Annotated in this window: 17 protein-coding genes; 2 read left to right on the forward strand and 15 right to left on the reverse strand. The window is 40.4% G+C overall.

Annotated elements, in window-relative coordinates; genetic code table 11:
• Positions 1 to 38 precede the first annotated feature (38 nt).
• The 11 genes from tuaE to N521_RS02880 all read right to left on the reverse strand — a co-directional run bounded on the left by tuaE (position 39) and on the right by N521_RS02880 (position 13725).
• Positions 39 to 1505, reverse strand: coding sequence for a teichuronic acid biosynthesis protein TuaE (gene tuaE, locus N521_RS02830; RefSeq protein ID WP_035389678.1), 1467 nt, complete (start codon positions 1503 to 1505; stop codon positions 39 to 41).
• Between the two features lie 39 nt (positions 1506 to 1544).
• Positions 1545 to 2474, reverse strand: a complete 930-nt coding sequence (locus N521_RS02835; RefSeq protein ID WP_035389680.1) for an NAD-dependent epimerase/dehydratase family protein — start codon at positions 2472 to 2474, stop codon at positions 1545 to 1547.
• A 14-nt stretch (positions 2475 to 2488) separates the two neighbouring features.
• Positions 2489 to 3826, reverse strand: coding sequence for a UDP-glucose 6-dehydrogenase TuaD (gene tuaD, locus N521_RS02840; protein ID WP_035389682.1), 1338 nt, complete (start codon positions 3824 to 3826; stop codon positions 2489 to 2491).
• A 75-nt stretch (positions 3827 to 3901) separates the two neighbouring features.
• Positions 3902 to 5086 (reverse strand): teichuronic acid biosynthesis protein TuaC, encoded by a 1185-nt coding sequence (tuaC, locus tag N521_RS02845; protein ID WP_035389684.1) that lies wholly within the window; start codon positions 5084 to 5086, stop codon positions 3902 to 3904.
• The gene (gene tuaB / locus N521_RS02850; RefSeq protein ID WP_035389686.1) at positions 5083 to 6534 is read right to left on the reverse strand and encodes a teichuronic acid biosynthesis protein TuaB; all 1452 of its coding nucleotides are present in this window, start codon (positions 6532 to 6534) and stop codon (positions 5083 to 5085) included. Before tuaB ends, tuaC begins: the two co-directional genes overlap by 4 nt.
• Positions 6535 to 6552: 18 nt before the next feature.
• Positions 6553 to 7212, reverse strand: a complete 660-nt coding sequence (locus tag N521_RS02855) for a sugar transferase (RefSeq protein ID WP_008348294.1) — start codon at positions 7210 to 7212, stop codon at positions 6553 to 6555.
• A gap of 198 nt (positions 7213 to 7410) precedes the next feature.
• Complete coding sequence (locus tag N521_RS02860) at positions 7411 to 7980, reverse strand: hypothetical protein (RefSeq protein ID WP_197025611.1); 570 nt, start codon at positions 7978 to 7980, stop codon at positions 7411 to 7413.
• Positions 7981 to 8124: 144 nt separating this feature from the next.
• Positions 8125 to 9615: an N-acetylmuramoyl-L-alanine amidase gene (locus tag N521_RS02865; protein ID WP_035389689.1), complete on the reverse strand. Its 1491-nt coding sequence runs from the start codon at positions 9613 to 9615 to the stop codon at positions 8125 to 8127.
• Between the two features lie 139 nt (positions 9616 to 9754).
• Complete coding sequence (locus N521_RS02870; protein ID WP_024719256.1) at positions 9755 to 11245, reverse strand: N-acetylmuramoyl-L-alanine amidase; 1491 nt, start codon at positions 11243 to 11245, stop codon at positions 9755 to 9757.
• A gap of 22 nt (positions 11246 to 11267) precedes the next feature.
• Positions 11268 to 13376, reverse strand: coding sequence for a SpoIID/LytB domain-containing protein (locus N521_RS02875; protein ID WP_035389690.1), 2109 nt, complete (start codon positions 13374 to 13376; stop codon positions 11268 to 11270).
• A 25-nt stretch (positions 13377 to 13401) separates the two neighbouring features.
• Complete coding sequence (locus N521_RS02880) at positions 13402 to 13725, reverse strand: hypothetical protein (protein WP_035389691.1); 324 nt, start codon at positions 13723 to 13725, stop codon at positions 13402 to 13404.
• Positions 13726 to 13907: 182 nt separating this feature from the next.
• Here N521_RS02880 and tagU point away from each other — a divergent pair, with 182 nt between their 5' ends.
• Positions 13908 to 14828: a polyisoprenyl-teichoic acid--peptidoglycan teichoic acid transferase TagU gene (gene tagU / locus N521_RS02885; RefSeq protein ID WP_035389693.1), complete on the forward strand. Its 921-nt coding sequence runs from the start codon at positions 13908 to 13910 to the stop codon at positions 14826 to 14828.
• Between the two features lie 33 nt (positions 14829 to 14861).
• Here the strand turns inward: tagU and wecB are convergent, their stop codons facing one another.
• Positions 14862 to 16001 carry a non-hydrolyzing UDP-N-acetylglucosamine 2-epimerase gene (gene wecB / locus N521_RS02890; protein ID WP_035389695.1) on the reverse strand — a complete coding sequence of 380 codons (1140 nt, stop codon included), beginning with the start codon at positions 15999 to 16001 and terminating at the stop codon, positions 14862 to 14864.
• 268 nt (positions 16002 to 16269) lie between these two features.
• Between wecB and galU the strand changes: the two genes are divergently transcribed.
• On the forward strand, positions 16270 to 17151 hold the full coding sequence (galU, locus tag N521_RS02895) for a UTP--glucose-1-phosphate uridylyltransferase GalU (protein WP_008343198.1): 882 nt from the start codon (positions 16270 to 16272) through the stop codon (positions 17149 to 17151).
• 27 nt (positions 17152 to 17178) lie between these two features.
• Here galU and tagH read toward each other — a convergent pair whose 3' ends face one another.
• From tagH to N521_RS02910, 3 genes are all read right to left on the reverse strand, one after another.
• Positions 17179 to 18783 carry a teichoic acids export ABC transporter ATP-binding subunit TagH gene (gene tagH, locus N521_RS02900; protein WP_019743384.1) on the reverse strand — a complete coding sequence of 535 codons (1605 nt, stop codon included), beginning with the start codon at positions 18781 to 18783 and terminating at the stop codon, positions 17179 to 17181.
• A 19-nt stretch (positions 18784 to 18802) separates the two neighbouring features.
• A complete protein-coding gene (locus tag N521_RS02905; RefSeq protein ID WP_008343200.1) occupies positions 18803 to 19630 on the reverse strand; it encodes an ABC transporter permease in 828 nt (275 codons plus the stop codon).
• A gap of 174 nt (positions 19631 to 19804) precedes the next feature.
• On the reverse strand, positions 19805 to 22171 hold the full coding sequence (locus tag N521_RS02910) for a CDP-glycerol glycerophosphotransferase family protein (protein ID WP_035389699.1): 2367 nt from the start codon (positions 22169 to 22171) through the stop codon (positions 19805 to 19807).
• Positions 22172 to 22175 lie beyond the last annotated feature (4 nt).

Below are 22175 nucleotides of genomic sequence, written 5' to 3' on the forward strand. Positions count from 1 at the left end.
ATTTGCTTTTTCACTAGTGTAGCCATACAAACTCAGCATCACACGTTTGCCCACGGCTTGAAGCGCTGTTTATTTTTCATGATATTGACCGCTGCGATCACTAGACCTAGAAACACCCAGTGGAAATATAAATTCGAGACCGAACTCGGACTGATACTTGAGACGAGAAAGCTCAGCATGGCAGCAAATAGACCTTCAATGATCATCTTGGCTGATCTCGTGTCAGCCAATTGGTATTGTTTGTACAGTGAGAACATGAGATAGGCATACACTGAGATATAACCTAGCATGACGGCAAACCCAAAATTCGTCATCACCTCTAGCAGCCAATTGTGAACTTCCACGACCTGATCTGTATCAAAGATAGAAAAGTGAGCTAAGTAATAAGACACATTGCCCGCTCCGACTCCGAAACCGTATGAATTCGTAAAGAAATGCCAGGCGTTTTTGATTAAATTCGCACGGGCAATGTTGGACGGAAGTGGTTCGCTAAAAGAATGAGCGACCTGAGAAGCGAGAAACAAGTCATCAAAGACAGAATAGATTTTGGCTGAAAAAATGGCGATACAGATGAATCCAAGCCCGCCTGCTGCCATGATAGACCACTTTTTTAAAAAGCGAGGCATCAGTAGCCATACATAGATTGCCGCTCCAGCTAATATGCCAAGCAAGCTGGCGCGCGATTCTGTTAACAAAATAAGATACAGCGCTAAGATGGCTCCTAGTAATCCGAACGCTTTGATATAACCATTTTTCATTTGGCGCATGCACGCCACATATAAGAAAAAGCTAATAGATAAAAACGTCGCAAAGTCATTTTGGTTAAAGAAGACAGCCGTAGGATAGTGCTGTTTGTACGCTGGTCCAAGATATAATGAGGTATTCGGTAAATGATTCAAGGTCAAGTGATTATAGAACCCGATTCCCATCACAAATACAGTCATGACTAGCCAAATACTATAAAAAGTCACGATCTGATCCATTCGCTGAATGTACATGACCACAAGAAAGACAAAACCCATTCCCATCGCAAGAAGAGACATATATTTCAGGCCGTCTGTGACCGAATGAGCCCAAAGCAGTGAGATGAGTCCGTAAAGAAACCATGCAGCGAAAAAACCAAGAATGCCTTTAACACGAATTTGCTGCCACTGGGATATGTACGTTCCTTTGTCTCTCATCCGCCATATGAATAAAGCAAAGACAGCCAAGAGCATGATGCGGTAGAGAAAGAGACTAAAGAACCCAACACTAATAGAGAAAAAAGCATTATTGAGAAATGTTAATGCAATTAAAAGGTAAATGGCTGACATGAATATGTGTTCACCATTCATGTAGAGCTTCATACATATAGCAGCCGCCATGAGCACCACAAGTAAAACCGGAATGACCACCATCTTCTTTAACCCGATAGGCTGTGCGGATGCCATTTGTACAAGCCCGATACCTGCTGCTAATAAAATACATCCGATTATGATTTGCCATGCTGTTTGTTTCACACTCATACCTATTTTCCTCCTAAGCAACCCATCCGATTTGAGGGATTAAGCCTTTACTTCCTGTTCATAGTAGGAAATGGTACGAGCCAAACCTTCTTGTAAAGTCACAACAGGCTCCCATGCTAAGACTTGTTTCGTTTCCTCATTTGCCAATGTACTATGCACAATATCTCCTGCACGCTGCGGCTTATAAATCGGTTCAAGATCTGATCTCGTGACTCGCTTCATCGTTTGAAACAGCTCATTCACCGTGATGGAATGACCACATGAGATATTTAAACAAACGTTTGATTGAGCGGTTAAAGCTGCAACATTCGCTGCGGCTAGATCGCCTACATAGATGAAATCTCTTGTTTGTTCCCCGTTTCCGAAGATGAAAGGTGCCTCATGTTTTGCAAACTTATCAGAAAAAATTGAGACAACACCGCCTTCACCAAGTGCGTCTTGGCGCGGACCATATACATTGCTGTACCGCATAATACAATAGTCCACATCATAGAGTGATTTTGCCATGTGTAAGTATCGTTCAACTGTCAGTTTTGACAAGCCATAAGGTGAACCAGGCTGCAGTGGATGAGCTGTGTCGACCGGCAGATAGACTGGGTCTCCATAAACTGCTGCCGATGAGGCAAACACCACTTTCTCCACCCCGGCTTCAGCCGCTGCTTTGATCACATGCAGCGAACCTTTAATATTGACCTCTTCGTCGTAGACGAAATGTTGAACCGAAACGGCTACACTCACTTGGGCTGCAAGATGAATGATATAATCTGGTGCAATGTGTTTGATCAAATCGACCGTTTCTGATTTTGTGACATCTGCTTCAATGCATTGTACGGAAAGATGAGCGATATTTTCCTTCGATCCAGTTGAAAAGTTATCAAGAACGATGGGCTCATAACCTTTCTCTAATAAAGCCTCTACCGTATGAGATCCTATAAATCCACTTCCCCCAGTGACCAATACTTTCTTCATCCAAGTTCCCCCTATTATTGTGCCTTCGATACCAATTCTGTTTCCCATACGCCTGGGCGGCCGATGGACTGGTAAATAAATCCTCTCTCTTTCATTTCTGCTGGATCAAACAAATTCCTTCCATCAATTAAAATGGGAGAACGAAGTAGCTGCTTGATCTGATCCTTATCCATCTTCTGTACGTCATCCCATTCCGTTAAGATGAGACAAGCATCTGTATCTTTCACTGTTTCATAGAGATCATTGCTGAAGATCGCCTGCGGGCCAAGCTCTCTTTCTGCTTCTACATAAGCAATTGGATCATAGGCTTTGACAAAAGCTCCGAGCTCTCTCAGCATTGGGATAATATCTAGTGCTGGCGCTGAACGCATATCGTTTGTATTTGGTTTAAATGCGAGCCCTAAAACGGAAATCGTTTTTCCTTTAATATCACCGAACACACTCATCAGTTTGCTGACAAGATGGGCTCTTTGGTGGTTGTTTGTTTCAATGACAGATTCGATCAGCTTGAACCGGTAGCCGGCTGTTTCGGCAATTTTGAGAAGAGCCATCGTATCTTTTGGGAAACAAGAACCGCCAAATCCAATGCCTGCTTTTAAAAATTTATGCCCGATACGGCTATCTAACCCAACGCCTTCGCTGACTTTTTCCACATCAGCACCAACTCTCTCGCAAATGTTCGCAATATCATTGATGAATGAGATTTTTGTGGCGAGCATGGCATTTGCCGCATACTTAATCATTTCTGCACTTTCTAGATTGGTCTCAACCACTTCTGTTTGAAACGGATCATGCAATTTTTTAATGATCGTGGATGCATGTGCGCTTGTAGAGCCAATGACCGCTCTCTCCATATTCATCGTATCTTGAATAGCTGAACCTTCCCGCAGAAACTCTGGATTGGAGACGACGTCAAATGGATATTTACTGCGTGAAGCCTTTTGAACAATGGCTTGAACAAGACGTCCTGTTCCAACTGGCACTGTGCTCTTATTCACGATGATTTTGTAGCCATTCAGGTGTTCTCCAACCGTTTGAGCCACAGCTTTCACGAATGTTAAATCCGCTTCCCCCTGAGGTGTCATTGGTGTTCCTACCGCAATATAAATAATCTCTGATTCTCGAATTGCAGCGGGAATATTGGTTGTAAAACACAATCTTCCCTCTTCTGTATTCTTCTCAATCAATTCCTTTAAGCCCGGTTCATAAATTGGAACGAGACCGCTTTTTAAGCTGTTGATTTTTGATTCGTCGATGTCACAACAAATGACGCGATTTCCGATATCAGCAAAACAAGTACCCGATACTAATCCGACATATCCTGTTCCAATCACAGCAATTTTCTTCAACATGTTTCATCCTCTCAGTAAAAGCATATTGGTCGTTCCAAACTGTTTATCTATCAGTCTTTGCACATTTCACCCTGTTTAAACGGTGGATGTTGATTGATTCAGCACCTTTTCATATTGCTGAATCAGGAGCTTAGCATTATGTGATGATGAATAATCTGTATGGACGATGTGGTGAAGATCGGTCTTCACTTGCTCGTTCCATCTGTTTTCATAAAGATAAGCGTGAATCGCTTCTTTTAGCTGACTCGTTGAACGCGGTTCAATGAGCAGATGTTGATAGGTAGAAAATAGTGATGGGAGACCACCAACCCGTGTTGCGATGACAGGCAGTTTTAAAGCGAGCGCCTCAAGGACGACAGTCGGCATTCCTTCACTGTAGGATGGAAGGGCAAACAGGTCAGCTGCCATTAAATAATGTTTGACTTGTTTATTCGGCACCTGCCCCGGGAGTATAATGGATTCTCCCGCCCGTTCGGCCAGCTCCTTTGCGAGGGGGCCTTTTCCGACAAAGACGGCTTTTACACCCTCCATCCCGCTGACAGCTTCCGCTAATTCAAGCAAACCTTTCTCTTTGACTAAACGGCCGACAAAAACGACGAGCTTGTCGTGAAGCGGTAAACCGATCTGCTTTCTGATAGCTGTTTGATCCCCTGGTGTTCTAGAAAATGACTTGAGCGGAATTCCCAGCGGGAGACATTGTGCATCCACCTCTGTCATGTCATGTGTTTTCTTTGCCAGCTCTTCACTCACTGTGAGAACAGCAGACGCCTGTTTTACTGCTGCTTTAAAGGCTGCAAGCGCCCCTTGGCTATAGGTTGGATAGACGTTCACATCACTGCCGTGTAAGGTCAGAAGATAAGGGATGTTTGCTTCCTTTTTGATCACAGCTGCTGCGCCGCCAGACGGCATGGCAAAGTGCGCATGGATGAAATCCGGTGACAGTTCATAACGCTCCATTGTGCGTAGGACAGAAGCTGCGATTCGTTTACTCGGCTGAGCCCATTTTAGCTGTCCAGGCAGTGCTGTATAAGGCGGTCTGTAAACCGGTACTCCGCACCTCACTTCCTGCTGGGGAAGATCTTTTCTCTGACGATAGGAAGCTTTAAGCATCCGTAAGATGGGCGGATTGACAGGGGTAGGACAAATCACGCTCACTTCTACGCCTTGTTTGACCAGCTCCTGCACTTGCGTTTCATGGAAGACGCCTTCACTTGGATGTTTTTCACTAGGATATACACTTGTCAGCCATAGCACCTTCATGACGAACGACCTCTTCTCCATAATTTCCCTGTCACCTGCGGATACATTTTGACAAGCAGCAAGCTATATAAAGCCGCACTTAAACAAATTGTCAGTAGTAATTGAAGCAGTATATCCGCTGATATCAGCTTCATCCCTTGATGAACAGCCACTGCGCAGCCGGCCATTAACAACGTCATGACAGCAGGCTTTACGAGTGATTTTACATACACCTTCATATCTAGCTGAATGACATAAGCCATCAGCCACCTGCCGACAATGAAGTTCAGCAGGCTGACCCCTGAGTAGACCCAAGCTACAGTCAATAGACTGCCGGTATGGACTCCTGCATATAAGGCGCATCCATATACGATGAACATGCCTGTATCCCAATAAAAAGCTAAGTCCGCTCTTCCTTTTGCAAGAAGGATGGAACCATTTGGATTCATCAGCACACGGAGTAGACCAACAATGCACAAAATATTCAAAACCGGGACCGCCACTAGCCATTTCTCTCCAAACACCACTTCTATAAAGCTATCTGATACGGCAGCAAGACCGATGAGGAGTGGAAAACTAATGAGTGCGAGCATATTCGTCATACTGAGGAAGCCCTCACGCAGCCTAGAATGATCACGCTGACTTTTTGCGAAAACTGGGAAAGCCACTCTCGTCACAATCGGGTTAATTTTTAGCACCGGGATTGTGACGATTTGATAAGCCAGGCTGTAAATCCCTAAAGCTTCTGCTCCAAGAAACCGTCCTATTAAAATCATGTCGATGTTTGAGCCTGCCCGATTGACAAGCCTTGACGCAAGCTGGAAAGCCCCGAAGGAGAAAAACTCTTTCACTTCCCCTAATGCGAAAACGGGTGCTGGGCGCCACTTCTTCCAATAAGCCGCTGCATACATGAGACCTTTTCCTGATTGAAGCAGCACTTGAGAGATCACATAGGCCACAATTGGATTGATAAAAAAGGCTAGGATCAGTAGAACAATCAGCGAAATGATCGTCGCTATCGTCTCAATCGTACTTAAGGTTTTAAAGGCTAAATCTTTCTGCATCATGTATTGGTATTGCTGACCAATTGGTGCAATGAGAAACATAATGGATAATAACTTGAGCAAGCCTTCCAGCTCAGGTCTGGCATAAAAGGCGGCAATCAAGGGACTTGCAAGGATCAATACACAAAACAAGAGAATTCCCGTCAGCAAGTTGATCCAATATAATGTAGATAATTGACGTTCCGTCGTTTGTTCCTTTTGAATGATCGCAGCACCGATGCCTAGATCAAGTAAAATCTGTGTAAATATTGTGACCGTTGTGATCATGCCAACGAGTCCAAATTCTTTCAGTGACATTACGTTTCCTAAAAAGGCGAACTGTGCAATTTGGATGATGGTAATGATCAATGCGGACAAGCTTGTCCATTTTGCTCCGCCCAGCAGGCGATTTTTCATACTTGCCATTTCTCTTCCCTACTTTACTTATCTGGCTCCGTCACCAGTCACGATGACTTTTAACGTTTTTACCATAATCTTCGTGTCGAGAGAAAATGTCAAGTTTTGAATATACTGTAAGTCGTGTGATAATTTCTCACTTGGACTCATTTCATATCCCCCATTTACTTGAGCAAGACCTGTCAGCCCTGGCTTCACTGTCAGTCTTTTTGTAAAGCCTGGAATCGTCCGATTAAATTCGGCAGTAAACATTGGTCTTTCAGGACGTGGACCTACAATACTCATTTCTCCTTTTAACACGTTGATAAACTGCGGCAGTTCATCAATTCTTGTTTTTCTGATGAATGCCCCCACTTTGGTGATACGAGGGTCATTTTTTTGCGCCCATTTCGCTCCTCCGCTTTCTGCGTTGGTTCTCATCGATCTGAGCTTCCATAATTTAAAGTAGACACCGTCTTTTCCGACCCTTTCCTGCATATAAAAGGCTGGCCCTGGTGTTTCTAGCTTAATTAAAAGGGCAAACAGTAAAATGATTGGCGTACTCAACATCAATCCGATGAACGAGAACACGACATCTATGAAACGTTTTGCAAATAAATATCGAACCATATGTTCTGTTAAAGCAAAAGAGTGGTTTCGTCTCACTTCATATTCTCTGTAAAGGTTCATCGCTTTCTCTGCGCTCACTGACCTGCACCTCACCATTCAAAGTAGTTGTTGTGTAAAGAGATGTTCTATGAAAGTCAGTTTAGCAGAGCAACATTAAGCAAATGTAAATAGGCTGTTAAGTCTTGTAAAAGTGTGTTAAGAATGTGCCCTTATATCAAGTTATGCCCTTTTAAACGTAAAAAAGACCCGCATTTCTGCGGGTCTACGTGTCTTTTTTTATTTTGCCTTTACGGATTCGATCGTCTTCAGTCTAAGCGTTCCGTTTGCATCTTTTGTATAAGTTACTTTCACTTTTGACTCTTCTTTTAGGCTGTTCACTTGTTTAGAAAATGTATTTCCGAATTGAATGGCTACTTCTTTTCCATCAATGTTGACAGCAATTGTATGTCCATCAGCCAAACCGACATATGTGCCTTCTTTGGTGATTTCATTTTTCTTCGTTGTAGATTCTTTTTTTGTTTTAGATTCAGCTTTTGACTGATCATTTGTCGTTTCTTCTTTTGTGATTTCCTTACTTGAGCTTTCTTTTGCATCTTCATCAGATTGACCTGCTTGGTCTTCTGTTTGAGCAGCTGTTTCTTTGCTTTCATCATCTGCTTTTTCACTTGCAGACTTGTCTTCCGTCTTTTCATCTGTTGCATTTTCTTTCTTTTGATCTGCTGCTTCAGTTGTTTCTTTTTTGCTGTTATCCGTATTGTTATCGTTTGACTGATTTGATGTGCCGCATGCTGTGAGCATTACACCTAGAAGTAAGACTAAAAACGGCATTGTGATTAATTTTTTCAAGATCGTCACCTCTTCATGATTTGTCGATTTGCTGTCATTGGAAGGCAAATACGTGAAAAATCCACCCTCTATGTTTCGATTATAACAAAAATAACCTGAAATGAAATGTATTTTTAACTTGACATATCATTCATCCGATCTATTTTATTCAAAATATTGAGATACACCTGCTGCGATTCCTGAAGCCAGCCGCTCATTGGCAGTCGTTGATTTTAATATACTGGCATCAATCGGACTAGTTACGAACCCCGTTTCAAGCAAGATGCTGGGCATTTTTGAATACTTGATCACGTAGAATCCTGCTGTCTTCACACCGCGATCTCTTGTGCCAAGGGCTTTCACCATCTGGGGCTGTACCTTTTGTGCCAGCCTTAAACTATTGGCCGAAGCATACGTCGCATCATAATACGTTTCTGTTCCATTTGCACCGCTATGATCATTTGCATTGGCATGGATGCTGATGAACACATCCGCACCAGCCTGTGATCCTTTGCTTACACGTGTTTGCAAGGAATCAAATGTATCAGATGTTCTAGACATGACCGTCAGCGCACCCGCTTGTTTGAGCCTTGCTTGCAGTTTTAACGCGACATCCAGATTAACATTTTTTTCAAACAGCCCATTTCCTACCGCTCCAGCATCCTGTGCACCATGACCTGGATCAATAAAGATGGTTTCACCTAACACATGATTTTTCAGCTGTGTGATCACACTGGTTCGTATGGTTGATGTTCCGCCCAACACTGTAAATGTTGAAATCTTTTTAGACCCAATGACACGACGAATCGCATCTGGCACTGATTGAGCGTCTGTAAGAAGAAGGGTTTGCCCTTGCTTGGCTGCCGTACTTGCCGCAGCTGCCGCATCGGCATATGCATAGCCGTTACTCATATACGTTTGGGTTGTCTTCATCGGGTATGTGTTCGCAATTCGGGCTGCCACTTCATACCGATTGGCTCCGCTGATTCTCACGGGTGATGGCAGCTTTTGATAGGCTGCTTGATTGACACTTGTTTCCCCGCCAATCACAATCGTCCGTTTCACCGCTTTGCTTTTTAATAGATTGGCTGTTTCCTGCCGCAGCCCTTTTGCATCGGTTAATAAAATAGGAAAGCCCTGTTTTGCAGCATACGGAGCAATCGCCACAGCGTCTGCATAAGCAGAACCATTCACAATCACAGCTGTATCAGCACTCTTCATTTGCTTAGCAACGTTTGCCGCCAATTCATATCGATTCTTTCCTTGTATTCGCGATACGGATAGATTCATTGCTTTTAGCTGCGCTACGACTTTTTGCGAAATGCTTGCGGTTCCGCCAAGAATGATAACACGCTTCGTTTTCAACTGCTGAAGACCTGACTTAGTTGCACCTGAAAGACTGCTAGTATTCGTTAACAGCACTGGGGCTCCTTGCTGAAAGGCATACGGCACAGCACTTAGCGCATCTGCATAAGCTTCACCGCCTACTAAAACAACTGTAGGTGCTGTCGACCAGCCTCGTTTTGCAGCGTTAACTGCCACCTCATATCGATTACTTCCCTCAATTTTCGATACATTGTGCTGCGCAAATGCTGTTGGTGCATATAAACATAGTGAAACCACAATTAAAACAAAACATTTGATATAAGAATGCATGAAGTCAACCTCCTTGGTTTTGAACCCTTCATCCTGGAACCCATGGAAACACTTCATGTACTTTTGAAAAAAGGCTGCCGAGAGTCGTTTCTCGAGCAGCCTAAGAGGTGTATCCAGCACCCCTCATCTGTATGTTTTCTTATCTAAAATAGCCTGAAACACCGCTTGAAATACCTGACGCCAATCGATCTTTATAAGTAGCGGATTTCAAAATATTTGAATCAACTGGACTGGAAACAAAACCAGTTTCTAAGAGAACACTTGGCATCTTAGAATATTTAATGACGTAGAAGGCAGCTGTCTTCACGCCACGGTCTCTTGTGCCTAATGCACTGACCATTTTAGGCTGAATATTTTGCGCGAGCTTCAAGCTGTTTGTTGCCGCATATGTTTTGTCATAATACGTTTCAGTTCCATTTGCACTGCTGTTATCATTTGAGTTCGCATGGACACTGATGAAGATATCTGCATTTGCTGACGCACCTTTGCTCACCCGTGTTTGAAGACTGTCGAATGTGTCTGATGTTCTTGACATCGTCACAAGTGCACCTGCGTTGTTTAACTTTGTATTTAGACGTTTGGCTACATCTAAGTTTAAGTTCTTCTCATATAATCCGTAGCCTACCGCTCCTGAATCATGAGCGCCATGACCTGGGTCAATGAATACTTTTTTGCCAACGACAGGATTTTTCAATTGATTCACGACAGTTGGTGTCACTGTATTTGTACTGCCAACGACAGTAAATTTGGTGATTTTTTTGCTGCTAATCGTCGCTCTTGTTACCTTTGGCAGCGTCTTTTCATTCGTTAGGAGCAATGCTTTGTTTTGCTTTGCTGCAATTCCTGCCGCAGAAGATGAAGTGGCATAGCCAAACCCTCTTCCTACATAGGTATTATTTGTGCTCATATTGTATTTTTTCACAATATTCGCAGCCACGTCATAACGAGTAGAGCCTTTGATTCGCGTTGGAGATTTTAATTGATTATAAGCTGCTTTTGTGACGTAATTCTCTCCGCCTACGACAATGGTTTGTTTCACATTGCTTGCTTTTGCAACAGAAGCGATTTCAGAACGAAGGCCCTTTTTATCTGTATATAGAATTGGGAACCCTTTTTGTGCCGCTACAGGTGCAATGGCAATTCCATGTGCATAGAATGACCCTTCAACCACAACGACGCCAGCTGGCGTTTTCATTTTTTTCGCGATATTTGCCGATAGCTCATATCGGTTTTTTCCTGAAATACGTTGTGTAGAGATGCCCATTTTCTTTACTTGATTGACCACGTTGTTTGACACACTTGATGTGCTGCCTAAAACAATAACTGTCTTCGTTTTTAAAGCCGTTAAGGCTTTTTTTGTATCTCCAGAAAGGCTTGTACTATTTGTGTAAAGAACTGGTCCATTTTTTTGATGTGCCAGTGGAATTCCTGCTGTTGCATCTGCATATGCAGTTTTCCCCACTAAAACAACTGTACTTGCTGTTCCCCATCCTTTTTTCGCTACGTTTGCTGCTACAGCATACCGGCTCCCACCATCAATTCGGGAGACCGAGTTATCTGCTGAAGCTGTTGGAACAATAACGAAAATGGCGATGAGGCTGAGGATGGCTGTTTTGATCATTGAGCGCATCTTCTAAGTCCTCCTTTTATTCTTAATAGTTTGTTAGTTTTGTACCTGTATAGTAGAACGAAAGTATAGAAGAATACGAGTTTCCAGATTCAGCTCTAGCTTTGGCGCCGTATTGACTCATCCCAATGCCGTGACCATAACCTTTTCCTGAAATCGTGAAATCATTTGTATTATTCTTTACTGACGCAAACGTACTTTTCACCTTTGTTGCGCCCATGACTGTTCTAAACTCTGTCATTTTCATACTTGCCGTTGTACTTTTGTTCACTGTATACGTACCTGTTTTGTTTTTCAGATGGTAATTCAGCTTGATTGAAACGGTCTTCGCACGCTGACCTTTTGTTTTTCCTGAGAATGTTAGGCTTGAAATAGATGCAATTCTCATGTCAGATGCAGCTGTTTCTTTATTTTTCAACAGCCATGATTTTAGACCAGCAAGGTCGGCAGCATTGGCTTCTTTTGCCTTAGACCACTCAGAAGCTGCTTTACTTGCAGTCAACGTAGTGCCTAATTGCTTTTTAGACAACTTCAGTGTCCACGCATTGACAGGATCTTTTGTGTCCTGCTTGGCGACTAAGTATGGCAGTGCATTTCCCCATACTTCTTCACTCGCCTCAGTGTATCCGCCATTACTAGAATAATAGGTGGCTGAAATAAGTTGATTGTTGTATTTCAGAACCTTGCCTTTTGTGGCATCCACAGCTTTTGTCGAATTTGTGTACCAGTTATATCCTCCATATACTTGGAAGGCTGTTGTATCAGGTACGACTTTTCCAATACTTTTCACTGAATACGTTCTAGCGGCAACAGCTTGTGCTTTTAATGCCTCAACATGCCAGCTCGCAGGCATTTCGTTTGGCACAACACCTTTTAGATAGTCTTCAAATGGAATATTTTCATTAGTCGGCCTGATATATCCTGATTCAATGGCAAAGTTGACGTTACCTAAGTAAGGCTTCCCTGCGATTTTAAGGACATTTTTGGTTGAATATTTCTCAGGAACAACTCTTAATGTGTTATACGTCTTAATGCCTTTTAATGAAATTTTTCCGTTAGAAATATTCAATTGGTAGTTTTGATTTTTTTTCAGATAGACTTGTTTGGCTAAAGAATTTTTTAAACTATCTGTAATCGCACTTGTGCTACCAGCAAGATGGTAAGCATATGTACCTTTTTCTTTCAGCAATGCTTTTAATGACGCTGTGACAGAATCCGGCTTCACATACACAACGGTACTGTTAGATTTTGCAGCCAATTGCGACAAAGGCATTGCATAAATATAGCTAGAGGCTTTTGCCAAGTACACTTTATCTGCATTAATGTTTAATTTTTTAATGATATTCACAGATAATTCGTAGCGATTGGCACCACTGATTCGTGTCACCTGTGAGGTTTTCTTGATTTGATTTTCTACTTTTTGTCCCGTACTTTTTGTACTGCCGATGATAATGACTTTACTTGGCATTTTATATGACGGAATGGAATCTTTTTTTGTTAATAGGATTGGGTATCCTTTTCTCGATGCATAGGATGCAATTGCAATCCCATTCATGAATGAATTCCCGCCGACAACAATTGCTTGCTTATAGTTACCCATTTCTTTGGCGATTTTTTGGGAAATTTCAAATTTGTCTTTCCCACTAATGCGTCTCACTTTTCCATACTTTTTGATTGATTTCTCAGCAGCTGTTGAAATACTTTTTGTATTCCCGACAATTAAGATGTTATCAGGATTCATTTTTTTCAACTGCTTTTCGGTTGTTTTCGTTAGCTTTTCAATGTTCGTGTACAAAATTGGCGCGCCTAATTTGTATGCTAACGGCGATACAGAAATGGCATGATCAAATGCATCTCGGCTCACAATCACAACAGTTGAAGGATTTTTCCAGCCTGCAGAAGCGATACTATTGGCTACTTCGTAACGATTTTTGCCGTCGTATCTTTTCGTCACAGCGACATTTGATCCTGATAGTTTGTATTCCCCCGTTGTTGAGAAATCCATGCTGTTTTTGTTTCCGATATAGTTAGACAGTTTTACTGAAATTGTCGAGCTGGCCATGGCAGACTGAAAAGGTGCAATTAGTAGTGTCAGTGTCATGAGAACGATAAGTGTAATGCCTGTTTTCTTCAATTTTGTTCATCCCGCCCATCTTTTTTTACTTCTGTTTTTCAATCTTTTGAATTTCTTTTTGACCTTTGTCATTGATAAAGTAAGAGATTTCTACTTTGTCACCTGGTTTAAATTCATTTAATACATCTTTAAAATTATCCGTAAATTCATAGCTTAAAGTCGTATTCACTTTTTTCACTTCGACTGTATGTGCATCAGCCATTCCAATAAATTCAGCTTTTTCTTCCAGCACCTGAGGAGTTGAACTGCTTGTCTTGTTTTCTCCTGAGGATTGCTCAGCCGTTCCACATGCTGTGAGCACGATACCTAGTAGTAGTATTAAGAACGGTAAAACGACGATTTTCTTCATTTTTTTCACCTCATGTCTTTGTATCGTCTTATAACTTAATATTTTAAGGTAAATTTAAGGTTTTTTGAAACCTTTTTTTTGTTACAACGTCTATATCTAGGTTCAGAGTAAAAAAATAACTTGTTTATCAAGATTCGTAAACCTATAATCATGGAAGAATGATAGAAAAGGTGAGGGACATTATGAGAGCTGAGAGAAAAAGAAAGAAAAAGAAGGTTCTTTGGATTGTTTTATCGATTATTGGCTTATTCGTATTAGCCACTGGCGGATACGCGTATCATCTTTGGAATACAGCCGCATCCACTGTCGCAGGCATTCAAGAGAACTTAAAGAAGTCAGATAAGCGTGACAAAGATGTCGATTTAAGTAAAAAAGACCCGATCTCCATTTTAGTCATGGGTGTCGATGAAAGAAAGAATGACCGAGGCCGTGCAGATACATTAATATACATGACAGTGAATCCGAAAACGAAAACAACTGAAATGGTGAGTATCCCCCGTGATACGTATACAAAAATTGTCGGAAAAGGCACAATGGATAAAATCAACCACTCTTATGCTTTCGGTGGTACACAAATGGCTGCAGATACAGTAGAGGAACTGCTTGATGTACCTGTGGATTACTTTGTGAAAGTGAATATGGAAAGTTTCAAAGACATTGTCGATACACTTGGCGGCATTACGGTGAACAGCACGTTTGCTTTCAGCTATGATGGCCATTCATTTGGTACAGGAGAAATTAACCTGAACGGCGATCAAGCCCTTGCCTATACAAGAATGAGAAAGCAAGATCCTAAAGGTGATTTCGGCCGTCAGCAAAGACAGCGTCAAGTCATTGAAGGCATCATTGCAAAAGGCGCTAACATTTCATCTATTACGAAATTCGGCGATATGTTTAAAGTCGTTGAAAACAACATGAAAACGAATATGTCCTTTGACGACATGTGGACGATGATGAATGATTATCGTGATGCAAGACAAAATGTGAAACAGCACGAGCTGAAAGGTACAGGCGCACGAATCAATAATATTTATTACTATCAGCTTGATGACAACAGTTTAGCGAAAGTGAAGAAGGAATTGAAGGATAGTTTGGAGCAGTAAAAAAGAAGACTACAGGAATGTAGTCTTCTTTTTTTATGATTGGAATGGGGCTGGTTTTTCATCACTTAAACCATAACGATGGAGAAGCTCTTCGACAATTCGTTTTGACGCTTGTCCATCACCATATGGATTAGACGCCTTTGACATGTTGTCGTACTCTTTCTGATCGACTAGAAGCTGTTTTGCCATGTTGTAAATGGTCTCTTCATCTGTACCTGCGAGCTTCAGCGTACCAGCTTTCACACCTTCAGGGCGTTCTGTTGTATCGCGCAGCACTAGTACTGGCTTCCCTAGAGAAGGCGCCTCCTCTTGCACACCGCCAGAATCCGTTAGAATAAAGTGCGAGGCAGCAGCAAAGTTATGGAAATCAACTACTTCAAGCGGCTCAATTAAGTGCACACGATCAAGATCACTGAATTCTGTCTGTGCCGCATCACGAACAGCAGGATTTAAATGGACAGGGTATACGACTTGAACACCTTCAAATTCTTCGACAACACGGCGAATCGCTCTAAACATGTTCTTCATCGGCTGACCAAGATTTTCTCTGCGATGAGCCGTTAATAAGATCATTTTATCTGAACCGATCTTCTCTAAAATTGGATGTTGATATTGTTCTGTGACTGTTGTTTGCAGGGCATCAATGGCCGTATTCCCTGTCACACAGATGGTCTCTTCTTTTTTATTTTCTACTAAAAGATTCTGCTTCGCCTCAGCCGTAGGGGCAAAATGAATGTCAGCAATAGTGCCTGTCATTTGGCGGTTCAATTCCTCAGGGAACGGTGAGTATTTATTGTGAGTTCTTAAACCCGCTTCGACGTGGCCGACAGAAATTTGGTGGTAGAATGCGGCCAAGCTTCCTGCAAAGGTTGTAGTGGTGTCTCCATGAACAAGGACAATATCAGGTTTTTCCTCTTGGAATAATTGATCTAGTTTCAACAATGCATTTGATGTGATTTCAGATAATGTCTGGCGCTGCTTCATGATGTTTAGATCATGGTCTGGCGTAATAGAAAATGCCTCAAGAACTTGATCTAGCATTTCTCTATGCTGAGCTGTTACAGTGACAATTGAATTTATTTGTGGATGTTTATTAAGTTCAAGGACAAGTGGAGCCATTTTGATTGCTTCAGGTCTAGTACCGAAAATAGTCATTACATTTAGTTTTTTCACTTGTTTATGCCTCTTTCCTAGTATAATACTTTCAATTATACACAATTTGGAGGATAAATTTAATGATATAAAAAAGAAATTTACATTGAATTAACGTTATCATTCACCCTCCTTTACATTTAACATATAAAATGTAAACTATCTAAAAATCATTTTTAGTGAAATCATTTGTCTTTCCTATGATTTGTAAGTTACACTTTATAAAGACGACCAAGAACTAACATTGATTATTAAATCGGTTATCTATGTAAGGAAGGTGCAAAGTTCATTGAAAAAAGTACGTAAAGCCATAATACCAGCAGCAGGCCTCGGAACACGTTTCCTCCCTGCCACAAAGGCTATGCCTAAAGAAATGCTGCCAATCGTTGATAAACCAACCATTCAATATATTATTGAAGAAGCTGTTGAATCAGGAATTGAAGACATTATTATTGTCACTGGAAAAGGAAAAAGAGCCATTGAGGATCATTTTGATTTTGCGCCAGAGCTTGAGCGCAACCTTGAAGAAAAAGGAAAAAGTGAACTTTTAGAAAAAGTGAGAAAGTCCTCTAATATTGCTGATATTCATTACATCCGCCAAAAGGAACCTAAAGGACTCGGACATGCCGTTTGGTGCGCACGCAACTTTATCGGTGATGAACCCTTTGCTGTTTTATTAGGTGATGATATTGTCCAAGCCGAAACACCTGGACTTCGCCAGCTGATGGATGAATATGAAAAAACCCTTTCGTCCGTGATCGGCGTTCAGCAGGTAGCGGACAGCGATACGCATCGCTACGGGATCATTGACCCTCTTACCCAAGAAGGGCGCCGCTACCAAGTGAAAAACTTTGTTGAAAAGCCGCCGCAAGGAACCGCACCATCCAATTTAGCCATTTTAGGGCGCTACATTTTCACGCCGGAGATCTTTATGTACCTTGATCAACAAGAAATTGGTGCAGGCGGAGAAATTCAGCTGACAGATGCCATTCAAAAGCTCAATGACATCCAGCGTGTATTTGCCTATGATTTTGAAGGAAAACGATATGATGTCGGAGAGAAGCAAGGTTTCATTGAAACGACGCTAGAGTTTGCCCTTCAAGATGAAGAGCTCAAGAAAAAACTCATTCCATTTATGAAACAACTTCTTGAAAAAGAAGAAGTGAATTAAAAAAAGCTGCCGGCATCGGCAGCTTTTTTATTTGGTCGCTGAAACGGTCAGCGTATGCTGTTCATTATCAATGACAAACAGGTTATGTTCGCCCTTTACTGCGAACTTCGTTTGTTTCTCATTCATCCAGACATTCTGTTCTGTCAGTCCAAGTGTTGAAGGAGAGATAGGCATGATCTCGCGGAACACCATCGTATTTGCCTGGCCATTTTGAATCACATAATCGGTTTTCTCAGTGGTCAGCCGCTCAACGGTATCACCTTGCTCACTTTTGACCGAGCTAAGTGTTTGCATTCTTTGCTTCAGCACAGACTCTTCTTTTCCAAGGAAAGAAAGTAAGTACTCATACGAACCCGCAGATGCGGGTGATACGTAGGAATTGAACTGTGCTGGTCCGATGGATAATGGTTTCAATTCATCTGCGTTTTGTAGCGCATCAGGTTTCACATAATACGTCTCTGATGCTGTTTTGATTTGAATGGCTTTTTTATTTTTAGCCACAGCCTTTACTTCTTGTCCAAACGATAATGTGACGTCTGCCTTTTCTTTCATGGCCCTGTCTGTATAAACCGTCATTGGATCTGCCTTAACTATGGCCTGTTGATCAATCTTTTTCATATCATCAGGGGCACCTTTCGTCTCATGGTTCGTTGACTGGGGCGCCTCTGTTTTACCTGAAGGAATTGCACCAAATGTCGCAAGTGTACGAAGCGGGCGATCCGAAAACATTGAAAGGGCAAGTAAGATGGTTAAAACAGCTATCATGGTCACTTGAAACGCTGGTCCAAAAAATGAACGTCGTTTCTCGTTCTCATGATAACGAGACACCTTCTCTGTCTTTTGTACGCCTTTTCGACCTTCTTTGTGCTTCAATTGGTATTCCTTTTTTTCTTTCTTGGAAAGCTTGTTAAACCAATCAACAAACTCCTTATACTCTTTCACAACCTTTTTCGTATCATCAAACATACGAAGTTCACCATAATGCATCCAAGCAACCCGATCACAGATTTTTTGGATTTGACTAATGGAGTGACTGACAAAAAAGATCGTCTTTCCTTGTTCTTTGAATTCGGTGATGCGATCCACACATTTTTGATAGAAGGTTTGGTCTCCTACAGACAGTGCCTCATCAATAATGAGGATATCTGGATCTATATGTGCTGAAATAGCAAAACCAAGACGGGATTTCATTCCGCTTGAATAGCTCTTTACAGGCTGGTCTATAAAGTCTCCAATATCCGCAAACTCTACGATTTTTTCATAAAGATCGTCAATTTCCTTATTTGTCAGACCCATCATTAAGCATTTTAAACGAATGTTGTCTTTACCGCTTAACTGATTGTTCAGCCCTGCCGCAATGGCAATTAACGATGGCTGGCCGTCCATATCAATCTCACCACTTGTCGGTGGAATGATTTTCGCTAGAAGGTTCGACATCGTGGATTTCCCAGAACCGTTGATCCCTACAAAACCAATCGTCTCTCCTTCATAGACATCAAACGACACATCACGAACGGCAAAGAAACCTTTTTCATTTTTATTAGGAAAAAACAGCCCTTTGATCTTGTCAGACTGCTTTTTATATAAGACGTACTGCTTGGATACGTTTCGAAACGAAACCTTTAGTTTCATCGTATAATCTCCTTACTTTTTAAAGAAAATCGACAAATTTATCCCTAAATTTCATATGAAGCAATGAACCGACTGTTAAAAAAAGAAGCGTAATCAGCCAGAAATAAAGCGTATATTTCACATCATGGAAGAACCATTCTCCCTTTAACAAGCTATTTCTGAAACCATCAATAATGTAGAAAAGAGGATTTAATCTTAAAATATCTCCTATCCATGCTTTGTCTCCAGTGAGCTTCTCTGAGATATTCCAAAAAATCGGCAGCAAAAAGAAAAGTAAACGTGTCACTGATTGTAAAAGAAATTGATAGTCCCTTACGAGTACACTAATTGTTGAATTAAATAAACTAAACGAAAACATAAACGCGATCATACAAATAAGGTAGTAAATATATTGTAGCCAATGCGCGTCAGGATATATGCCATAAGAAATCAGCACAATCAGATAGACACCCATCATGACAAAATAGCTGAACAAGTTGGACATGATGACCACAGACGGCAGCGCACTAATCGGAAAATTCATTTTTGACACCATATTAATGCGTTTAAACACACTGTTTGATCCATCAAGGATCGTCGGACTAATGAAGAACCAAGGTATTAATCCAGCAAGCATCCAGATGATAAATGGAACCTCCATGCCTCCAATGACAATCGGCTGTCCTCCACGAATGCCTAAACCAAAAACAAACCAGTAAGCCAGCATTTGAATCAATGGATTTAAAAACTGCCATAAAACACCTAAATAATTCATCTGATATTTTGATTTTGTTTCATAAACAGCAAGTCGCATAATCAGCGAAAATGAGCTGATTTGCTCCTTCAGTATCGTCAACATTGCGTTCATTCTAATCTTCCTTAGATATAAGTTTTTGGGATCACTTTTTTAAAAAGCACCGCTCATAATTGTAACAGATAACGATTCACATTTCATCTTATAACAAAAGTCGTATCATTTATTCAAGAAACTAAAAATCCCCCTGAATCCTTGCGATCGTAGATTCAGGGGGCCCCTCAGATGTTAGATGATTTGATGCTCTTTTAAGAAATCAGTAATTCTTTTTGTATTTTGATTATCGTTAAAGCTATTGATCTTCAAATATTTTTCTTTATACTCATCTTCTACCACATACTGATGATCGATTGCATGTTTGACAATACGAATCAGGTCTTGAGTGTTATATGCAATTGGACCTGGTGCATTCTCTTCGTTCACAGGCGGAATGGCCTTGTACTGTCTAATTAAGTAATCTTTCTCTTCCCAATAAAAGATCGGGTAGGCTCCTCTATATTGCGCATCATAAATAGCAGAAGAATAATCTGTAATAAACACTTTCGACACTTTTAGCGCTTCTGAAGGGTTATCAGAAATAATATGTTTATACTGCGGTAAATTCTGATACACATATTGTGAAAATTTATTATGCGGTACAAGTAAAAGACGATCAAGCAAGCCTGCTTCTTCAAAGCTTTTAATGATTTTAATTAGAACTCTATAATAAGAGGTTTCCTCAATTCTATTCGTATAAATAAGCCCCTCTTCCCAATATCGGTAAGTTGGCATGAAGGCAATCTTATCTGCACCCTTTACTAACTTTGCATGGTCAAAGGTCGCAAGCCCGGTCAAAATTAAATCATCACGGTCATAGTTCATTTTATAAAACTCACCGGCTTCTAATTCAGAGCTGATGACTGATTTATAAATATTGTATTGGTTCTTGTCTTTATGGAATCCAAAAGCCATTGGATTATCAACTGGCTTAGCAAACATAATGCCATGCTGTAAAAATACGAGCGGAACACTCATGATTCTCTCTCTAAGATGATCAATATATAGTCTATCATTCAGAACATGGTTAGATAGCTCACTTGAAATAAAATAACTGGCATTAAAAATACTTAAATAGTGTCTCAGACTATATTTCGGAATGATTCCTTTTCCATATTTCGCCTTCAATGCTGGATATGCACTGGATTTCTTATTGAGAATAAAGTAATTCTTTGAGTCTGTTTGACAATTCTCTTGAACATAGTCATAAACCCTAATAGCTGATTCATCTGCTTTGTCACTCTTTTTCTCAAAAAACAAATTGACACCATATTTTTTGTCTTTATAAAACGATGATAAAATGCTCGCTACTTTTATTTTGACCTTACTAAATAAAGAATATTCCTCAGAATAAGGAATAATAGTTGACGTGACATTTCCAAAAAGATTTGTTCTTAGTACTTGTAGCTTGTCCCCATTCTTTTTCGTGATATATGTCTTAACCTTTTTATCTCTTTTTTTCAATCTTAAACTATGGATAATCCGGTGATCATTTCCTACGAACAAGTTATTGTGGATTCTGCTATCTAAATCAAGATCATTTAACGAAATTTTAAAGAAGCCATATCTTTTCAGAAACTTGATCTTTCTAAATGGTCTTGTAAATTTCGCCAATTGGTGCTCAGAGTTTCTAATATAAAGATATTCATACTTCTGGTCTGAATTATATGCGTAATGAGTCAGTCTTCCATAAACATAGAAGCTATTAAACAAACTAAAAATACGTAATCTAGAAGTGTGTTTTGTGACAAGATATGGATTTCCTCTTACTAAATAAACACCATTTGTTCTTACATATATGTAATATCTTTGTTTATTTATCACTAGAATATTAAGAATGTTATCTTCTTTGAATTGCTCTAATGTATCTTTACCGAAAATCTTAAGCGGCTGATATGTAGGAACGAGTCTAAAGTTGACGATTTTCTTTTGCTCAGTTACCTTATTTAGAATTTTGATTTGATTACGGTTATTTACAGTCACTTCAATCTCTTTATGTTCCTGCATCACATCAAACAAGATTTTTCTAACATTTAGTTCTTTATTTTGACAATCGTACGTAATAACAAAGTGGAAAAGACCATATATGATAAAGGAGATGTCCACAAATCTTTTTTCTTCTCCATCAATGGCTAAATCCATTTTGTAATTTTGATTGATCTCATCTACATTTAGCAGCCCTGAGAATAACAACAGTTCCTTTTCTCCACTGTACAAGCCATAGCGGTCTAATCCTAATTGTTTAACATAGATTTTTTCAAATTGATTGTTAATTTCAATTGAATGTATTTGTTTTGGCTGAATCATGTCAGAGCTTTCTTTCAAGATATACAAATTTTGATCCTTAGCATAGAGATAAATCATTTCATTAGAATGATCTATTGTGGATTCAAAAATCATTTGATCCTTTACATCAATTTTACAAATCCACTTTGAATCGTTTACATTTAACTCTTTAAATTCAAAAGTTGACAACTTCTCTATTTCGTCAATATATATTACTAGCTTATTTTCATCTAAATTTAGAATTTCTATAAAATTATGATAAAGTTTGTACATTGAA

Source organism: Bacillus sp. UNC125MFCrub1.1, from assembly GCF_000701305.1.
Taxonomy (GTDB): domain Bacteria; phylum Bacillota; class Bacilli; order Bacillales; family Bacillaceae; genus Bacillus; species Bacillus altitudinis.

What these genes read in the sequence shown, in the direction of transcription:
- N521_RS02910 (WP_035389699.1), bottom strand. Translation starts at nt 22,171, where the DNA reads ATGTACAAACTTTATCATAATTTTATAGAAATTCTAAATTTAGATGAA.
- tuaD (WP_035389682.1), bottom strand. Translation starts at nt 3,826, where the DNA reads ATGTTGAAGAAAATTGCTGTGATTGGAACAGGATATGTCGGATTAGTA.
- N521_RS02880 (WP_035389691.1), bottom strand. Translation starts at nt 13,725, where the DNA reads ATGAAGAAAATCGTCGTTTTACCGTTCTTAATACTACTACTAGGTATC.
- tagH (WP_019743384.1), bottom strand. Translation starts at nt 18,783, where the DNA reads ATGAAACTAAAGGTTTCGTTTCGAAACGTATCCAAGCAGTACGTCTTA.
- N521_RS02865 (WP_035389689.1), bottom strand. Translation starts at nt 9,615, where the DNA reads ATGCATTCTTATATCAAATGTTTTGTTTTAATTGTGGTTTCACTATGT.
- tuaC (WP_035389684.1), bottom strand. Translation starts at nt 5,086, where the DNA reads ATGAAGGTGCTATGGCTGACAAGTGTATATCCTAGTGAAAAACATCCA.
- tuaE (WP_035389678.1), bottom strand. Translation starts at nt 1,505, where the DNA reads ATGAGTGTGAAACAAACAGCATGGCAAATCATAATCGGATGTATTTTA.
- tuaB (WP_035389686.1), bottom strand. Translation starts at nt 6,534, where the DNA reads ATGGCAAGTATGAAAAATCGCCTGCTGGGCGGAGCAAAATGGACAAGC.
- N521_RS02835 (WP_035389680.1), bottom strand. Translation starts at nt 2,474, where the DNA reads ATGAAGAAAGTATTGGTCACTGGGGGAAGTGGATTTATAGGATCTCAT.
- N521_RS02905 (WP_008343200.1), bottom strand. Translation starts at nt 19,630, where the DNA reads ATGAACGCAATGTTGACGATACTGAAGGAGCAAATCAGCTCATTTTCG.
- tagU (WP_035389693.1), top strand. Translation starts at nt 13,908, where the DNA reads ATGAGAGCTGAGAGAAAAAGAAAGAAAAAGAAGGTTCTTTGGATTGTT.
- N521_RS02870 (WP_024719256.1), bottom strand. Translation starts at nt 11,245, where the DNA reads ATGCGCTCAATGATCAAAACAGCCATCCTCAGCCTCATCGCCATTTTC.